Here is a 17,271-nt window from a genome sequence, read left to right on the forward strand (position 1 = left end):
GGATTACGCCGTACTGCTGCCGCATCAATTGCGGTTCTGATGGCGCTGCCCGCGTGGGCGCAAGACCAGAAACCAAATATTCTGGTCATATGGGGCGACGATATCGGTCAATCCAACATCTCGGCCTATACGATGGGCCTGATGGGGTACCGAACCCCCAATATCGACCGGGTCGCGGATGAGGGCATGATCTTCACCGATTACTACGGTGAACAGTCCTGCACCGCTGGTCGCTCGTCATACATCATGGGGCAGTCCGTGTTCCGGACCGGCCTGTCCAAGGTGGGCCTGCCGGGCGCCAAAGAAGGGATGCAGGTCGAGGACCCAACAATCGCCGGTCTTCTCAAAGATCATGGTTATGTCACAGGTCAGTTCGGCAAAAACCACCTGGGTGACCGAGATGAGCATCTGCCGACAAACCATGGATTTGATGAGTTTTTTGGGAACCTCTACCACCTTAACGCCGAAGAGGAGCCCGAGCATGAAGACTATCCCGGCGATGCGATCTTGCCCGACGGGCGCACCTTCCGCGAAGCCTACGGCCCACGCGGCGTGATAAAGTCTAGCGCAGGTGGTGCAATCGAAGACACCGGCCCACTGACCCGCAAGCGTATGGAAACGGTCGATCAGGAGACGCTCGAAGCTGCGGTTGAGTTCATCCGTGAAGCCAATCAAAACGGCACACCGTTCTATGTTTGGTGGAACGGAACGCGCATGCATTTCCGCACCCATGTCGGGGAAGAGATGCGCGAAAAAGCAAATGAAATGGTCGGCAGCCCAGCCGATGAATACACGGCCGGTATGATCGAACATGACATTCAGGTCGGCCAACTGCTTGATCTGTTGGATGAACTTGGCATCGCTGACAACACCATCGTGCACTATTCCACCGACAACGGCCCGCATTACAATACGTGGCCAGACGCCGCCTCAACCCCGTTCTGGGGCGAAAAGAACACCAACTGGGAAGGCGGTTGGCGCGTTCCATCCATGGTGCGTTGGCCCGGTAAGATCGAGGCGGGCTCGGTCTCGAACGAGATCGTGCATCACATGGACTGGCTGCCCACTTACCTCGCCGTCGCAGGTGATCCCGAGATCAAGGAAAAGTTGAAGGCTGGCTATTCCTCACCGGCAATGGGTCGCGACTACAAAGTACACTTGGATGGGTACAACATCCTGCCATTGCTAACGGGTGAAGCTACTGAAAGCCCACGTCGTGAAATCTTCTATTTCACCGATGATGGCGACTTGTCCGCGCTCCGCTTTGATGACTGGAAGCTGATCTTTCTAGAGCAGAAAGCCTGGGCCACACTTCGCGCCTGGATGGAACCGTTCACCGAGCTTCGCGTGCCTATCATCGTCAATCTGCGCCGCGATCCTTATGAGCGTGGATACCGCACATCCAATACCTACTATGACTGGATGATCGACCGGGTGTATTTCCTGGTGCCAGCGCAGCAATATGTTGCCAACTTCCTCAGCACTTTTCAGGAGTACCCGCCACGCCAGAAGGCCGCCAGCTTTAGCCTGGATCAGGTCATGGAAAAACTGGCCACTCCGACCTCAAATTAAACACAAGAAAGGGGCCGCATTTCAATGCGGCCCTTCCCTATTGAATTAGAGGCGATTCAGGATGTTTCTTAGACTTGCAGCAATTCTTGCCACCGTCCCTTTTGCGGCCTTTGCCGACCCCCTGCCAAGCTGGACTGACTCAACTTCAAAACAAGAGATAATCGACTTTGTAAGCGCAGTCAGCGATCCGCAAAATGAAAGCTATGTCACGCCCGCCGACCGGATTGCGGTGTTTGACAATGACGGTACCCTCTGGGCCGAGCAACCTGTCTATTTTCAATTCATCTTTGCCATGGACCGACTGGCCGAAATTGCTGAACAAGACCCGTCGGTCCTATCAACGCCGGCCTTGAAGGCGGCCGCCGAAGGGGACCTGCAAACCATACTGGAAGGCGGTCATGATGCCTTGATCGAGGTGGTGAACGCCTCGCATTCAGGTACCAGCGTTGAAGAATTTCAATCGGAGGTGGCTGATTGGCTGGACACCGCACGTCATCCCGATACGGATTTACCCTATGATCAGATGACCTATCAGCCGATGGTCGAACTGCTGCGATACCTGCGCGATGAGGATTTCAAAACTTATATCGTCTCGGGCGGTGGTTTGCATTTCATGCGTGTCTTTGCGGAACAGGCGTACGGGATTCCGCCTGAACAGGTTCTGGGCACCTATGGTGAGACTACCTATGACAGTGAAAACGGCACCCCGGTGATCAACAAAGCACCCGGCATCGCCTTCATTGATGATAAGGAAGGTAAGCCGATCAATATCGAGCGCACGATTGGCAAACGCCCGATTCTTGCCGGTGGAAACTCGGACGGTGATTTTGCCATGCTTGAATGGACAACTGCAGGTGACGGGCCACGTTTGGGCGTCTTGATCCATCACACAGATGCGGACCGTGAGTGGGTTTATGACCGTGAAAGCCCGATCGGACGTCTGGTCGACGGGTTAGACAAAGGCCCCTATATGGGTTGGGTCATCGTTGATATGGCCAATGACTGGGCGCGCATCTACACTGGTGCAAACTGAATAACTCGGATCGCTAAGCACTGATGTGGACATTGCTCGTCTCGCTTTTTCTGTTTGCACTCTATTGCACAGCAGTCGTCTTTTCTGTGCGCGCCGCACAAACTGCTCGCACGCCACAAGGGGCCGTGGGTTGGGTAGTGTTCCTGCTTTCGGCGCCCATGTTTGGCGTACCGCTGTATTTGTTCCTTGGGCACCATCGGTTCAGGGGGTATCGGATCGCGCGGCAAGAAAGCGAACGCGTCGTGGAAGGCATCAAGACCTTTGCCGACTTCTCAAAGCCTGATCTCAAAACACTAAGGGTCAATCCCCGACCGTTCGAAGCGCTGGCCCACCTGCCCGTATCGCGCGGCAACGGTGCCGAGCTATTGATTGATGGGGAGGCCACTTTCGAGGCCATTCTGAAAGCCATAGACGACGCCAAAAGCTATGTTCTGATTCAGTTCTACATCGTCCGGGATGATGAACTGGGGCAAAAGGTTCAAAAGCACCTTATCGAAGCGGCCAAACGCGGCGTGCATGTCAGGTTCATGACCGATGCGGTGGGCAGTTATGGCCTGCCCTCAAGCTATCTGGAAACACTGCGCGAGGCAGGTGTTGATGTGGCTGATCCGCGTGAGCAGCGCGGACCAAACTTTCGCTTTCAGTTGAACTATCGAAATCATCGAAAGACGGTGATCGTGGATGGTGAGACCGGCTTTGTCGGAGGTCACAACATCGGCGTTGAATATCTGGGCCAAAGCCCCAAGTTCGGTCGCTGGCGGGATACGCATATCATGATGACCGGTCACGTGGTCCGGCAATTGCAACTGATCTTCACTGAAGATTGGCACTGGGCGCGCAATGAAGACCTGATCGATCAGCTTGATTGGGCAGGCAGCGAATCTGAGCAGGACATGAACGCGCTGCTGGTTGCAACAGGTCCGGGTGACGATACCGAGACCGGGGCCATGATGTTTTTCGCAGCAATTGCTGAGGCGAAAGAACGGCTCTGGATCGCCTCGCCCTATTTTGTGCCCGATATTGATATCATGACTGCGCTACAACACGCGGCATTGCGCGGTGTGGATGTGCGGATACTCGTGCCGGAGGTCATCGACCATCGCCTTCCATGGCTGGCCGCGTTTGCCTATTTCGATGAAATCCGCGACTGCGGCGCGCGGGTGTTTCGCTATACGGATGGCTTTATGCATCAAAAGGCGTTCGTTGTTGATGACACCCTGGCTGCCGTGGGCACCACCAATCTGGACAACCGATCCTTTCGCCTGAATTTCGAGGCGATGGCCCTGTTCTTTGATCCCCGCGCTGCGCAAGCTGTAGCTGCCATGTTGGAAACCGATTTTGCATCAAGCTACGAACTGACCCGTGACCTGCAGCAGCAACCGTTTCATATCCGGTTTTGCGCACCGCTTGCGCGGTTGTTTGCTCCGATCCTTTAGTTCAGGAATCGATCTTCGAACACGCGCGTCATGAGCGCCACAAGGAACGCGGTCGATAAACCAAAGGCCAGCAGACCGGTGACCGAGGCGAAGGCTCCGAAAATGCGCAGCCCTTCCCCTAGCACGATGTCGCCATATCCCAGCGTCGTGAAGGTCACCAACGAGAAATACAGCGCCGAGTTCCAATCCGGCAATACATCGCCCCACACCCAGACAATCGCCCAGATCCAGACCTGAACCGTATGGGTCAACACGATGAACATAAGCGCAACGCTGATTGGGCCAGCGGTTGCCAGGATTGTGCTGCGCGTCTCCCATTTCGCGACGAGTTTGCGGATAACCAGAACGCACCAAGTCAGCAGCATGATTTCGATCAGAAAACAAATACCTAAGTAGAAGCTGCCCCAAATGATCTGCTGCGACAATGTCATGTAATCGGCCTTTATTCTGATCGACGCCAGCATGGAACTTTCGCAAGCTTTGGACAACCCCGCCCCAAAACACCGGGCTGCGGCGAATGGAACCTATCTCAGCTCTGGACACTGGGGCGTGGCGTTGCACATTGTGACGGGACCAGATGAGAGACCACATGTTGCTATCGATTGACCACGTTCGGAAATCTTATCCCGGAGGGCGCCCTGTTCTGAATGATGTGTCGCTGACGCTGGAGCAGGGCCAGACCTTGGCACTGACCGGAGAAAGCGGCAGCGGCAAAAGCACATTGTTGCATCTGGTGGCTGCTCTGGATGGGTTTGAGGGCGGCGAGATCACGCTGGACGGGCGCGCCATGTCCCGTCTGAACGACCCTGAACGTGCCGCGTTGCGACGCAGCGCACTGTCGTTGGTCTTTCAGCAATTCAACCTGATCCCATCATTAACGGTTGCCCAAAACCTGTCGATCCATGCGCGGCTTGCCGGTCGTGATGACCCGGATTGGGTTGCGCATCTGACCGAGCGACTTGGCCTCAGCGACCTAATGGATCGTTATCCTGAGAATCTGTCGGGCGGCCAGCAGCAGCGGGTCGCGATCGGGCGCGCCATGGCGATCCGTCCCCGATTGCTGTTGGCTGATGAGCCGACAGGCAATCTGGACGAAACCGCCAGCGCTGTCGTGCTAGACCTGATGCTGTCATTGGTTGCCGATACAGGTGCTGCGCTGTTGCTGGTTACCCACTCGAATGAGATCGCCAGCCGTCTTGACCGGCGCGCGCATCTGGCAGGTGGGTGCATCGTATGACACGCGCTGCGGTCCAGGCGCTGCTGTCTCATTGGCGGGCACATCCATTGCAATTGGCGACCCTTTTGACAGGTATCGCGCTGGCAACCTGCCTATGGTCGGCCGTGCAAGCCATCAATGCCGAGGCCCGTGCCAGCTATGAACGCGCCAACGCCCAGCTTGCAATTGGGCAATTTGACGAGCTTCGAGCAACCGGTACTACGATCCCCTTGTCGCGATATGCAGAACTCAGGCGCGCGGGCTGGCAAGTGGCAGCGGTTCTTGAGGGATCGCTGCGCATCGAGGGCCGCACGGTGCGTTTGATGGGCGTGGATATGGTCGCCTACCCTGCTCTACCTGCGATCACTCAGATCGAAGAAAGCGCAGATGCACCCGTCCCAGCAGATATTCTAACTGCGCCCGGACGGCTGCTGATGTCGCCTGCTCTCGCGTCACTGTTTCAGACAGATGATGGCTTCCCGCCTGTCCTTGCCAGCACAGCGCTACCGCCCGATCTGGTGCTGACTGACATCGGCGTGGCTGAACACCTTCTAAACCGCCGCGGTCAGATTTCCCGTCTGGTGATCCTGCCCAATCAGCCCCGTGGTGTGTCGCCCCTGTCGGAGCTAGCGCCCGAACTTCAGCGCATCACGCCGTCTGCGCAATTGGACACCGCACAGCTGACCGACAGCTTTCACCTGAACCTGTCCGCCTTTGGCCTTCTGTCTTTCGCTGTCGGTCTGTTCATCGTTCACGGCACAGTCGGCCTTGCCTTCGCGCAAAGACGCGGCACGATCCGAACATTGCGCGCCTTGGGCCTACCCATGCAAAGCTTAATCCGGATCATTTTGCTCGAGCTGATGCTGCTGGCTCTGATCGGAGGCCTCTTCGGTCTTGTACTAGGATACTTCCTGGCCGGAGCCTTGCTGCCAGACGTTGCCGCCACGCTGCGCGGCCTCTACGGGGCGCCGATTGACGGGCAAATGTCACTGCGCCCCCAATGGATTGCTGCGGGTTTGGCCATGGCCACTGGTGGCACGCTGGCGGCCAGCGGTCACGCCCTATGGCGACTTTCCCGAATGCCCATACTCGCCGGACCCGGCCTGCAAGCCTGGGGCGGAGGCAAAGCATCTGATTGGATCACCGGCGCGGTGGGTCTGGCATTGATTGTCATCGGCGCAATCGCATACTTCGCCGGCGGCGGATTGATTGCCGGATTCATTCTGCTAGCCGGGCTGCTGACCGGGGCGGCGCTGCTATTACCTCTTTTGCTATCAAGCATTCTGGCGTTGTTTCTTAGACGTGCGAAAACCCCCGTATCACAATGGGTGCTGGCCGACATGCGCGCTCAGCTTCCTGGTTTGTCGCTGGCGCTGATGGCCCTGCTATTGGCATTGGCTGCGAATATTGGGGTGGGCACGATGGTATCGAGTTTCCGTCTAACCTTCACTGGCTGGTTGGATCAACGACTGACCTCCGAGCTCTATTTGACCGCCGAAGACGAGTCTCAAGCGGCAGATATGACGGAATGGCTGACCCCTCAAACATCAGCCATTCTGCCCATTCGCAGCACCGAGTTGGCCCATGAAACCGGACCTCTGTTCCTGTACGGGATTGTTGATCACGAAAGCTATCGCCGAAACTGGCCCTTGATTGCCGAGGGGCCGGATGTCTGGGAAAACGTGCTGAACAACGGCGCCGTCTTGATCAACGAGCAACTTGCCCGGCGCGCAGATTTGTGGCCCGGAGATAGGTTGACTATCAGCCCAGATTACATTCTGCCGATCGCCGGAGTGTATTCCGATTATGGCAATCCGACCGGTCAAGCCATCGTCGCCATGCCGTTGTTCGATCAAATCGCACCGGGTGTTGAAACCCGACGCTTTGGTATCCGCGTCACCCCGGATCAGGCCACGAATCTAGCGCAGGCATTACGCGATCAGTTTGATCTGCCCCCGACAGCAGTCGTGCAGCAGGCAGCCATGAAAGCACAATCGATGGCCATCTTCGAAAAAACCTTTGTCATCACCTCGGCACTGAACGTGCTGACCCTAGGCGTCGCAGGTTTTGCAATCCTGACCAGTTTGCTGACCTTGTGGACACAGCGTTTACCTCAGGTCGCCCCGGTATGGGCCCTTGGCTTGACGCGCGCACGGTTGGCGCGGCTAGAGCTATTGCGCAGCGTCTTGCTTGCCGCGATGACGGCCTGTCTTGCTCTGCCGCTTGGGCTGATCCTCGCTTGGGTTCTGCTGGCTGTCATCAATGTGCAGGCCTTCGGTTGGCGCTTGCCCATGCATTTATTCCCCGCTGACTGGCTGAGCCTGTTCTTGCTCACGCTAGTCGCAGCAGCCCTTGCGGCGGCCCTACCCGCTCTGAAATTGCTCCGCCTGCCACCCGCCGATTTGCTGAGAGTTTTTGCAAATGAACGTTAAAGCGCTCATTCTGTTCATGCTGTTCCCAATCACCAGTTGGGCGCAAGGGTATGCCGGGCTGGGGGGAGATGCTGAAGGCTTCGCGCGTCCTGAACCGGGCTATAGCTTTCAATTTCCAAAAGATTACGGCCCGCACCCTGCGTACCGGATCGAATGGTGGTATCTGACTGCAAACCTCAAAGACGCCGAAGGCCGCGACTATGGCATTCAATGGACTTTGTTCCGATCCGCTCTGAAGCCGTCCGAGCAAGAGGGCTGGCAAAGCCCCCAAATCTGGATGGGTCATGCTGCGGTCACAACGCCCGCAGCGCATTATTTTGCCGAACGCCTATCCCGAGGCGGCATTGGACAAGCCGGTGTAACCGCAGAGCCGTTTGAGGCTTGGATTGACGAATGGCATATGCGCGGCGACGATTTGAGCGCATTGAGCCTAACAGCAAACGGATCGAACTTCGGCTATGATCTTGCGCTACAGGCAAAGGGACCATTGGTCTTTCATGGCGACGCCGGTTACTCAGTGAAATCCGGGGATGGGCAAGCGAGCTATTACTATTCTCAGCCGTTCTACGCGGTCCAGGGTGTCCTGCATCTGCCTGATCGAGATATCGAGGTCTCAGGCGAGGGCTGGTTGGACCGCGAATGGTCCTCGCAACCATTGGCCGAAGACCAAAGCGGCTGGGATTGGTTTTCGCTCAGCTTCGATAACGGCGAAAAACTGATGGCTTTCAGCCTGCGCGGGGATCGAGGCAACTACACCGCAGCTACATGGATCGAATCCGGTGGTCAAACGACGCCCCTGCCCAACGGATCAATTGAATTGCAACCTCTTGAATCCACGCGCGTTGCACAACGCGATATCCCAACCAAATGGCAGGTAAAGCTGCCGGATCGCGGGGTTGATATCGAGGTCGAAGCACTGACACCCAAGGCTTGGATGGGAACACAATTCGAGTACTGGGAAGGCCCTGTTAAGGCCACAGGCAGCCACACCGGAAACGGTTATCTGGAAATGACCGGGTACTAAGGCCAATACCTCGCGATTCTGACAGAACAGATGTGGTGCCCAAGGAGAGACTCGAACTCTCACGCCCGTGAAGGCGGGGGATTTTGAATCCCCTGCGTCTACCATTCCGCCACTTGGGCCACGATCACTGGATTAGCGCCCAACCGAGGGAAGGTCCAGAGGCAAAAAACAACCATCGCGCTGATTGTTTGGATGCCGGAGGTTGACGGTTCGACAGGTGCATGGTTTGGCTTGCAACAATCATAATCGGGATATTTGTTCTGTATGCTGCGATCACTTTATGACTGGACGATCCGTCTGGCCGAACACCCTCATGCGCTTTGGGCCTTGGCCGTCGTGGCGTTTATCGAAAGCTCTTTCTTTCCGATTCCCCCCGATGTGCTAATGATTCCGATGATTCTTGCGCGCCCGTCTCGCGCTTGGCTGATTGCCTCGGTTGCGCTGGTCGCATCGGTATTAGGGGGCATTCTGGGGTATGCAATTGGCGCATTTTTCTACGAAAGCCTCGGACAACCCGTTCTGGAAGCCATGGGCAAAGCCCATGCGATGGAAGAATTCAACACTCGTTTCAATGATTTCGGCTTCTGGGCTGTGCTTGCCGCTGGCGTCACGCCATTCCCCTACAAGGTCATAACCATCATGTCCGGTTGGACCGGTATGCCGCTGGGAACGTTCATCGCAACCTCGATTCTTGCGCGAGCCCTGCGATTCTTCCTTGTCGCGGGGCTGTTGTGGAAATTCGGGGAACCAATCCGTGACTTCATCGAAAAACGGCTGGGTTTGATGTTTACCCTGTTCATTGTCCTGCTGTTCGGCGGTTTTCTTGTGGTGAGATATCTATGACACGGAAGCAACTATTGGTTCTAATCGCCGCGTCCGGCTCAGCCGCGTTGCTGCTTGGGGCATGGGGCTTTCAGTACATCGGGGGGTTAGCACCCTGCAAAATGTGCATATGGCAGCGATATCCGCATGGTGCCGCCGTTGTTTTGGGGGCGCTCGCCTTCGCGTTCCCGGGCATCCGACCATTGCCGCTGATGGGTGCTCTGGCCGCGGCCACAACAGCCGCGATTGGGTTCTATCATGCAGGCGTAGAACAAGGCTGGTGGGAGGGCCCATCCACTTGCACATCTGGCGATATCGGAGGCCTCAGCGCCGAAGAACTGCTGGATCAGATCATGTCGGCCCCGCTTGTGCGGTGCGATGACGTTCCGTGGGAGATGTTCGGGATTTCTATGGCAGGTTGGAATGCGCTGATTTCGGCGGGTCTGGTTCTGATCTGGATCGCAGCCTGGCGCACGCGTTAAAGGTTATTGCTGATCCAACTCGGCATCCCAGTACAGGAAATCGATCCAACTGTCGTGTAGATGGTTGGGCGGGAACTTCCGGCCAATATTTCTGAGCGCCTCGGCATCTGGCTGACGTGGCGGTTTGTTCAAGGACATACCGGCCTGCCTCAGCGATTTGGAACCTTTGCGCAGGTTGCACGGGCTGCAAGCCGCAACCACGTTCTGCCAGCTTGTCACCCCACCCGCCGCACGCGGCACAACGTGGTCAAAGGTTAGGTTTTCACGGCTGCCGCAGTACTGACATTTAAATTCGTCCCGCAGAAATAAATTAAAGCGCGTGAAGGCCACGCGCTTTCTGGGTTTTACATAGTCTTTCAAAACAACAACCGAGGGTATTCGGATCTCGGTACTGGGGCTTCGAACGACTTCGTCGTATTCGGCCACGATGTCCACCCTGTCGAGCCAGGCTGCCTTGATCGCCTCTTGCCACGGCCACAATGACAAAGGGTAATAAGACAAGGGACGATAGTCGGCGTTCAAAACCAATGCCGGATGATGCTTGAGCGCACCGGTTTCCCTGACAAATTCGGTCCTGAAGTCTCCGTCCATATCAGAATCGCTCCTCGCTCTGCTCTGCCCGTTTGTGACATCAGAGCGGGGAACACCCGCCCCGGCCTTAAGTTAACTATATATCGTGTTAAATCTCTGACAAGTGCCGAGTTCACACAACATCTCGGGTATTGGTTAGGCCGAATCCGTAACAGATAAGTGACACTTATCCACAGGTTGCGCAGATGTGGCGCGGACGTTATGGCGAGGCATGTCCTGGTTCATCCGTTTCAACAAACCCTTCGATGTGTTGCCGCAGTTCACGGACCGCGCCAATGCCGACTCGCCGCGCAGCACGCTATCGGATTTTATCGACCTGCCCGGCGTCTATCCTGCCGGGCGATTGGACCGGGATAGTGAAGGTTTGATGCTGCTGACCGACCATGGTCGACTGCAGGCGCAGATCTCAGATCCCAAGCACAAGATGCCCAAGACCTATTGGGTTCAGGTCGAAGGTATCCCCGATGCAGCCGCGCTAAAGGCTCTGCGCGACGGCGTTGAGCTGAAAAATGGTCTGACCCGCCCTGCCAAGGCGCGGCTGATTGACCAGCCTGATGGGCTTTGGCCGCGAACGCCACCAATCCGTGTTCGTCAAACTGTGCCAGACAGCTGGGTTGAGCTGACGATTCGGGAAGGTCGCAACCGTCAGGTGCGCCGGATGACGGCAGCGGTCGGGCACCCGACCTTGCGCCTGATCCGTGCCCGGATCGGAGATTGGGCGTTAGATGGGCTGGCCCCTGGCCGTTGGGAAAGCCTGTCGATTCCAACCCTGAACGCAACACCACAGCGCAAGCGGGACCGCCGCCCACGCCGGTGACAAAAACTGCGTGATGTGATAGGCTTAGGGCATGAAGGTCACACCAGACATTCCTGCTCCATCGGCCATCCTGGAAGCCGCGCTCTATGTCGACGATCTGGATTCGGCCGAGGATTTCTATGGCGAGATTCTGGGCCTTGAAAAAATCCAGCGCGTCACCAATCGCCATATCTTCTATCGGATCGGCGGGTCCGTCCTGCTGATATTCAAAGCCGACGAGACCGAGAAACCACCGGGCAACCCCGATTTGCCCGTTCCCCCACATGGCGCGCGTGGCCCCGGCCATGTTTGCCTTGTTCTGACCCGCGATGAGATCGCGGCAATGCGTAAGCATCTGTTGAACTGGAACATTCCCGTCGATGCCGAATTTGACTGGCCCAACGGGGCCCGGTCGCTTTATGTACGCGACCCGGCGGGCAATTCGGTCGAGTTCTCAGAAGGTCACTTGTGGGATTGAAAGGCTAGCGCAGCGGCTGCTTTTCGCCCCCTATCACGCGGTAGATTTCGCTAAAGGTCACGCCAACCTCGCCCAGAACGGCCTGAAACGTCGCCATATGGGGCGTCGCGAAATGGGCCTCAAGTGCGGCTTGATCCTGCCACTCCTCGTAAACCCGAAACCGGGCCGTATGGCCCAGAATCTGACTGAACTCATAGATGAGGCAACCGGGCTCTTTCAGGGTTTCCGCAACCATTTCCTGCGCAGCGGCCGAGGCTTTCTCGACCCCTGCTTCAGAAACTTCCACTACTCCGGTCACGATCAGCATCAAATGCTCCTTTGGTAAACGCCTTTAGGTTAGAGGCTCAGCTTGTCCCGCATAAAGGCTAGCGCCACACTCAGCCCATCCGGTGCAATCCCATGGCCAGTGCCTTTCATCACGTGGGCATAGACCTCCTTGAAATCGGCGGCTTGCAATGCCTCGGCAGCCTCAGGCAGAGATTGAGGTGGCACGACATCGTCAGCATCCCCGTGCACCAGCAGAATTGGCATACGACTGACAGTTTCATCTGGCAGCAGATCAGGCTCGAGCAATCGGCCCGAGAAGGCGACGATCCCTGCCACAGGGTCCTCACGACGTGGGGCAACATAAAGACTCATCATCGTGCCCTGGCTGAAACCAAACAGAACGACCTGCTCGGGCAAGACATCTTCGTCCACCATCAATGCATCTAGGAACGCGTTGAAATCCTCAACCGCCATTTCCATGCCTCGGCGGGCTTCTTCTTCCGAGGACCCGTCGATCCATGGAATCGGAAACCATTGAAACCCATTGGGCATACCGGGGATTTGCTCGGGCGCATCGGGTGCAACAAACAACGTATCCGGCAGATGTTCCCCAAGCGGATCAGCCAGACCCAGCAGGTCAGCTCCATTGGCGCCATAGCCATGCACGAACACCACGACCGAGCGTGTATCCCCCGAAACCGGCTCTTTCCTCAGCGCGTTCAAAACCCGTGTCATCTGATCCCTTCTCTGTCTTTTGCGACCCGGTAATAGGCCCACAACACGCGCGCCGCAACCGATCGCCAGGGCGACCACGCTTCAGCCATCTTGCGTAACTCTTTGTCTTTTGGTCGTTCTGGCAGATCGTAAAGGATGCGCGCGGCCTCCTGTAATGCCAAATCCCCCGGCGCGATGACGTCAGCGCGGCCCAGCGAGAACATTGCGTAAATCTCAGCGGTCCAGACGCCAATCCCCGGAACCTGGGTCAAAACCGCAACCACCTCGTCATCCGGCGCGTCACGCAGCGCGTCATAGTCAATCCGCGCCTCGGCCAGCGCGCGGGCATAGCGAATCTTCTGACGGCTGAGACCCACAGCGCGCAGATCATCATCGGTGGCCCACATGATCTTGCGCGGGCCGGTAAGTTTCGCCTCCTGCAACCGCTTCCAGATCGCATTGGCCGAGGCCACACTGACCTGCTGACTGACAATCGCGCTGAGCAGTTGGGCAAACCCGTCAGGCTTCCGCCGCAATGGCAAAGGACCGGTTTGCTCCATCGCGTAAGCCATCCGTGGGCAGGCCCCCGCCAGCCACTCGGCCCCTTCCGTCACGCAGTCCGGTGTCTCGATGATGCGTCCAACGGACATGCGCTCTCCGATAAGTGATCCTTGTCCGCACGTTAGGCGGATGTGCCGCATATGCAACCCGCTTGTGCCGAGTCTCAATCCTAGATAACCATTCGCCCATGACAATGATCGCTGCCACCCCCAACGACAGTCAGGCCAAACGCAACGTCGCCGTTCTGGTGGCGGCCCAGGCGATCTTGGGTGCACAGATGCCCATCATGTTCATTGTCGGCGGATTGGCCGGGCAATCGCTGGCCAGCAACGCCTGCCTCGCGACGCTGCCGATTTCACTGATCGTTCTGGGTTCAATGCTGGCGGCCACGCCGATTTCGGCCATCATGCAACGCTGGGGACGCCGTGCCGGGTTTCTTGTGGGATCAACCTCAGGTGCCGCAGGGGGCGTTATCGGGGCTTACGGCCTTTATCTCGGCTCGTTCCCGATCTTCCTGCTGGGCAGCTTGCTGACCGGTATCTATATGAGCGCGCATGGATTCTATCGCTTTGCAGCCGCCGACACCGCGTCGGACGCATATCGGCCCAAAGCAATTTCCTACGTTATGGCGGGAGGCCTTGCAGCTGCCATCATCGGTCCTCAGATCGTCAAGTTGACCTCACAGGCATATGTGGTCCCGTTTTTGGGCACGTATCTGGCAGTGATTGCAATCAACGTCTTGGGCTCCGTGCTGTTCTTCTTCCTGGACATCCCGACCCCGCCGAAGCCAACCGAAGACGAGCCCAAAGGCCGGACTCGACTAGAGCTGCTGAAAACCCCGCGCATCGCTGTAGCGATCATCTGCGCCATGGTCTCGTACGCACTGATGAACCTCGTCATGACTTCGACACCTTTGGCCGTTGTTGGATGCGGATATACCGAAGGCGACGCGGCTGATATCGTAACCAGCCACGTACTGGCCATGTATATTCCCAGCTTCTTCACCGGTCACCTGATCGCGCGGTTTGGGGTTGAGAAGATTGTAGCCCTCGGTCTGGCCATTCTAGGTGGCGCGGGCATCGTCGCCCTGCAAGGCGTCGATCTGGGCAATTTCTTCGTCGCCCTGATCCTGCTGGGCATCGGTTGGAATTTCGGCTTTATCGGGGCCACCAGCATGTTGGCAGACTCGCATGAGGTGCACGAACGCGGACGGATGCAGGGCCTGAATGACCTTCTGGTCTTTGGTGGCGTGACATTTGCCTCTCTGGCCTCTGGCGGTCTGATGAACTGCTCGGGCGGATCGGCCGTTGAAGGCTGGACAGCCGTAAACCTAGCCATGATCCCACTACTGACGCTAGCTGGCGGCGCGCTGTTGTGGCTGGTCATGCGGCCCTCAGACCCGCAAGCGGCTTGATCTCACCAGCGCCCGGTTGCGACTGCTTTCATCAAGGTAAACCTGCGGCGAATTTCACCCTGCATCAACGCTCCTGCGGCCACACGCTCTGGCCGGGCCAATGCGGTTTGCAGCAACCACTCACTTTGCCACCCGGCATACAGCGCAGGCCGAGCCTGTCTCGAAACCTCAGCCCGCGCAGATCGCGCATGCACCAATCGGTCCAACGCATTTTGCGCCAGCGCCCGAACTCCGTCATGGGTTCCATCCAACAAGGGGATACGCCCCCGCGCCTCAAGCTCGGGGATCGCCCGCAGCCAGTTCGCAACGCCCACGGCATAACCAAAATCGCGCAACACGGCTTCATCAGAAGCCCCCAAAGCCTGCGCGGATACAACCATCAGCGATCCAGCACTATGATTGATGTAGGCGTCAAAATGCGCCTCATCCTCGAACGGATCACGATAGATATCCCAGCGCCTTACAGCGATGTATTCATCCAAACTTGCCGCCAAATGCGGAGATAGGACGCGCGACAAAGGTGTGACGACCTCGTGCCGGCGCACGGTTGGGCCCTCAGCGATTTCCTGCAGCGCATCGCGCCACCATTGCAGGCGCATTTCAGCGATCATGCTTTCCTGCGTCACCCAAGGAGCTCGAGCTACTTCGACGTTCAGCGCGTAAATCGGGAACAGAACCGCCCTAGCCTCGACCGGCGCGGCCATGGCCGCCATAAAGCGATCAGGATCGGCCCGATGGACAAGCGCTGCACAAGCCTTAATGTCGTCGTCGAATTCCACGTTATTCAGCAGCCGCTGAGTGCGGGGCGCAATCGCTGACCAGTTTCCACTGTATGGCGTCCAGCAGCGCCTCGAACGAGGCATCAATTATGTTCGCGCTTACGCCGACGGTGGACCAGCGCCGCCCTTGCCCGTCTTCGCTGTCAATGATCACGCGGGTCACCGCCTCGGTCCCGCCTTGGGTGATGCGCACCTTGAAGTCGACTAGCCGCATATCTGACAATATCTGCGAATACTGTCCCAGATCCTTGGCCAGAGCCTTCGCCAACGCGTTCACCGGCCCCCGGTCGCTGCCGCTTTCGTCCAAAGACTCACTGACCGACAGCTTTTTCTCGCCATCCACTTTTACAACAACGACCGCCTCAGACAGGCTGACCATCTTGTTGTATTTGTTCTTCCGGCGCTCAACGGTCACCTTATAGCGCTTGACCTCAAAGAACTCCGGCAGCTGTCCCAGTTCATCACGGGCCAGCAGTTCGAAACTCGCCTGAGCCGTGTCATAGGAATAACCCTCGGCTTCACGCAGTTTGATCCGATCCAGAATGCGGCCCAAAGCCGGATCACCGGTCTCGACCGTCAAGCCCGCATCCGTCAACCGCTTGCGCAGATTTGACTGGCCCGCCTGGTTCGACATCGGGATGATACGCGCATTGCCCACGCTTGCCGGGTCGATATGCTCATAAGTCGACGGGTCTTTGAGGATCGCGCTCGCGTGAAGCCCGGCCTTGTGCGCAAAGGCGGATGCACCGACGTAAGCGCTCTGCTTGCTGGGCACGCGGTTCAAAATATCATCAAGCATCCGGCTGATCCGGGTCAGCCCGGCCAATGCCTCGGGTTTCACACAAATCTCGTAGCGCGAGGCATAGGGCTCCTTCAGCATCAGCGTCGGGATCAGAGCGGTCAAGTTGGCATTGCCGCATCGCTCGCCCAGCCCATTCAGGGTACCCTGAATCTGCCGCGCGCCTGCATCCACTGCAGCCAGAGAACACGCCACCGCGTTTTCAGTATCGTTATGCGTATGAATGCCCAGCCGATCCCCCGGCAAACCTGCGGCAATTACTTCTGACACGATGCGCCCAACCTCAGCCGGTAGGGCGCCGCCATTGGTGTCGCACAACACCACCCACCGCGCACCGGCTTCTAATGCTGCACGACAGACTGCGATGGCATAGTCGGGATTGTCCTTGTAGCCATCGAAGAAATGCTCGGCATCAAACAGAGCCTCCCGCCCCTGTGCCACGATATGTGCAACCGAAGCGCGGACATTCTCGGTGTTTTCCTCCAACTCGATCCCAAGCGCATGGGTCACATGATAGTCATGCGACTTGCCAACCAGACAGACCGCAGACGTACCGGCATTCATCACCGCCGCCAGCACATCATCATTCTCTGCCGATCGTCCCGATCGCTTGGTCATGCCAAAGGCAGTCAGGCAAGCAGATGTCTTTGGCGCAGCTTCGAAAAACGCACTGTCCGTCGGGTTCGCTCCGGGCCAGCCGCCTTCGATATAGTCCACACCCAGCGCATCCAAAGCCTGCGCGATCTGCACCTTTTCGGCTGTCGAGAACTGCACGCCCTGCGTCTGCTGCCCGTCCCGCAGCGTAGTGTCATAGAGGTAGAGGCGTTCTTTGGTCATGTATTTGGCTCTTTGGCT

The 17,271-nt window shown here is 57.5% G+C and carries 18 protein-coding genes and 1 tRNA gene; 11 read left to right on the forward strand and 8 right to left on the reverse strand.

What is annotated here, in order from left to right:
- The first annotated feature begins 39 nt into the window (after positions 1-39).
- The 3 genes from ACR0B3_RS03315 to cls all read left to right on the forward strand — a co-directional run bounded on the left by ACR0B3_RS03315 (position 40) and on the right by cls (position 4,041).
- The gene (locus ACR0B3_RS03315) at positions 40-1,572 is read left to right on the forward strand and encodes an arylsulfatase (protein WP_480808018.1); all 1,533 of its coding nucleotides are present in this window, start codon (positions 40-42) and stop codon (positions 1,570-1,572) included.
- A 61-nt stretch (positions 1,573-1,633) separates the two neighbouring features.
- Positions 1,634-2,605: an HAD family hydrolase gene (locus ACR0B3_RS03320; RefSeq protein WP_480807827.1), complete on the forward strand. Its 972-nt coding sequence runs from the start codon at positions 1,634-1,636 to the stop codon at positions 2,603-2,605.
- A gap of 23 nt (positions 2,606-2,628) precedes the next feature.
- On the forward strand, positions 2,629-4,041 hold the full coding sequence (cls, locus tag ACR0B3_RS03325; protein WP_480807828.1) for a cardiolipin synthase: 1,413 nt from the start codon (positions 2,629-2,631) through the stop codon (positions 4,039-4,041).
- Here cls and ACR0B3_RS03330 read toward each other — a convergent pair.
- Positions 4,038-4,472, reverse strand: coding sequence for an ion channel (locus tag ACR0B3_RS03330; protein WP_480808019.1), 435 nt, complete (start codon positions 4,470-4,472; stop codon positions 4,038-4,040). The genes cls and ACR0B3_RS03330 overlap by 4 nt on opposite strands.
- 158 nt (positions 4,473-4,630) lie before the next feature.
- On the opposite strand from ACR0B3_RS03330, the gene ACR0B3_RS03335 reads away from it, so the two are divergent.
- The 3 genes from ACR0B3_RS03335 to ACR0B3_RS03345 are packed head-to-tail and all read left to right on the forward strand — an operon-like array spanning position 4,631 to position 8,713.
- A complete protein-coding gene (locus ACR0B3_RS03335) occupies positions 4,631-5,278 on the forward strand; it encodes an ABC transporter ATP-binding protein (protein WP_480807829.1) in 648 nt (215 codons plus the stop codon).
- Positions 5,275-7,689, forward strand: coding sequence for an ABC transporter permease (locus tag ACR0B3_RS03340; protein ID WP_480807830.1), 2,415 nt, complete (start codon positions 5,275-5,277; stop codon positions 7,687-7,689). Before ACR0B3_RS03335 ends, ACR0B3_RS03340 begins: the two co-directional genes overlap by 4 nt.
- Positions 7,679-8,713, forward strand: a complete 1,035-nt coding sequence (locus ACR0B3_RS03345) for a lipocalin-like domain-containing protein (protein ID WP_480807831.1) — start codon at positions 7,679-7,681, stop codon at positions 8,711-8,713. Before ACR0B3_RS03340 ends, ACR0B3_RS03345 begins: the two co-directional genes overlap by 11 nt.
- 33 nt (positions 8,714-8,746) lie before the next feature.
- Here the strand turns inward: ACR0B3_RS03345 and ACR0B3_RS03350 are convergent.
- Positions 8,747-8,832: transfer RNA gene (locus ACR0B3_RS03350), tRNA-Leu, on the reverse strand.
- Positions 8,833-8,977: 145 nt separating this feature from the next.
- On the opposite strand from ACR0B3_RS03350, the gene ACR0B3_RS03355 reads away from it, so the two are divergent.
- Together ACR0B3_RS03355 and ACR0B3_RS03360 are read left to right on the forward strand one after the other, a co-directional pair.
- Positions 8,978-9,556, forward strand: coding sequence for a YqaA family protein (locus ACR0B3_RS03355; RefSeq protein ID WP_480807832.1), 579 nt, complete (start codon positions 8,978-8,980; stop codon positions 9,554-9,556).
- Positions 9,553-10,017, forward strand: a complete 465-nt coding sequence (locus ACR0B3_RS03360; protein WP_480807833.1) for a disulfide bond formation protein B — start codon at positions 9,553-9,555, stop codon at positions 10,015-10,017. Before ACR0B3_RS03355 ends, ACR0B3_RS03360 begins: the two co-directional genes overlap by 4 nt.
- A 3-nt stretch (positions 10,018-10,020) precedes the next feature.
- Here ACR0B3_RS03360 and ACR0B3_RS03365 read toward each other — a convergent pair whose 3' ends face one another.
- Entirely contained in the window at positions 10,021-10,608 is a 588-nt protein-coding gene (locus tag ACR0B3_RS03365; RefSeq protein WP_170683741.1) for an HNH endonuclease, read from the reverse strand.
- 211 nt (positions 10,609-10,819) lie between these two features.
- Here ACR0B3_RS03365 and ACR0B3_RS03370 point away from each other — a divergent pair, with 211 nt between their 5' ends.
- The gene (locus ACR0B3_RS03370) at positions 10,820-11,425 is read left to right on the forward strand and encodes a pseudouridine synthase (RefSeq protein ID WP_480807834.1); all 606 of its coding nucleotides are present in this window, start codon (positions 10,820-10,822) and stop codon (positions 11,423-11,425) included.
- A 31-nt stretch (positions 11,426-11,456) separates the two neighbouring features.
- Positions 11,457-11,882, forward strand: a complete 426-nt coding sequence (locus tag ACR0B3_RS03375; protein WP_170683739.1) for a VOC family protein — start codon at positions 11,457-11,459, stop codon at positions 11,880-11,882.
- Positions 11,883-11,886: 4 nt separating this feature from the next.
- Here the strand turns inward: ACR0B3_RS03375 and ACR0B3_RS03380 are convergent, their stop codons facing one another.
- From ACR0B3_RS03380 to ACR0B3_RS03390, 3 genes are read right to left on the reverse strand one after another with little or no spacing between them, the layout of a single operon-like run.
- Complete coding sequence (locus ACR0B3_RS03380; protein WP_170718898.1) at positions 11,887-12,189, reverse strand: putative quinol monooxygenase; 303 nt, start codon at positions 12,187-12,189, stop codon at positions 11,887-11,889.
- A 29-nt stretch (positions 12,190-12,218) separates the two neighbouring features.
- Positions 12,219-12,884, reverse strand: coding sequence for an alpha/beta hydrolase (locus ACR0B3_RS03385; RefSeq protein ID WP_170757582.1), 666 nt, complete (start codon positions 12,882-12,884; stop codon positions 12,219-12,221).
- Positions 12,881-13,513, reverse strand: coding sequence for a DNA-3-methyladenine glycosylase 2 family protein (locus ACR0B3_RS03390; protein WP_170718894.1), 633 nt, complete (start codon positions 13,511-13,513; stop codon positions 12,881-12,883). The genes ACR0B3_RS03385 and ACR0B3_RS03390 overlap by 4 nt, the downstream gene beginning before the upstream one ends.
- A 98-nt stretch (positions 13,514-13,611) precedes the next feature.
- On the opposite strand from ACR0B3_RS03390, the gene ACR0B3_RS03395 reads away from it, so the two are divergent.
- The gene (locus ACR0B3_RS03395; RefSeq protein ID WP_480807835.1) at positions 13,612-14,838 is read left to right on the forward strand and encodes an MFS transporter; all 1,227 of its coding nucleotides are present in this window, start codon (positions 13,612-13,614) and stop codon (positions 14,836-14,838) included.
- 2 nt (positions 14,839-14,840) lie between these two features.
- Here ACR0B3_RS03395 and ACR0B3_RS03400 read toward each other — a convergent pair whose 3' ends face one another.
- Together ACR0B3_RS03400 and cimA are read right to left on the reverse strand one after the other, a co-directional pair.
- A complete protein-coding gene (locus tag ACR0B3_RS03400) occupies positions 14,841-15,617 on the reverse strand; it encodes a squalene/phytoene synthase family protein (RefSeq protein WP_480807836.1) in 777 nt (258 codons plus the stop codon).
- 1 nt (position 15,618) lies between these two features.
- Positions 15,619-17,253 carry a citramalate synthase gene (cimA, locus tag ACR0B3_RS03405; protein ID WP_480807837.1) on the reverse strand — a complete coding sequence of 545 codons (1,635 nt, stop codon included), beginning with the start codon at positions 17,251-17,253 and terminating at the stop codon, positions 15,619-15,621.
- Between the last annotated feature and the right edge of the window lie 18 nt (positions 17,254-17,271).

The organism is Ruegeria sp. CE9, from assembly GCF_056537425.1.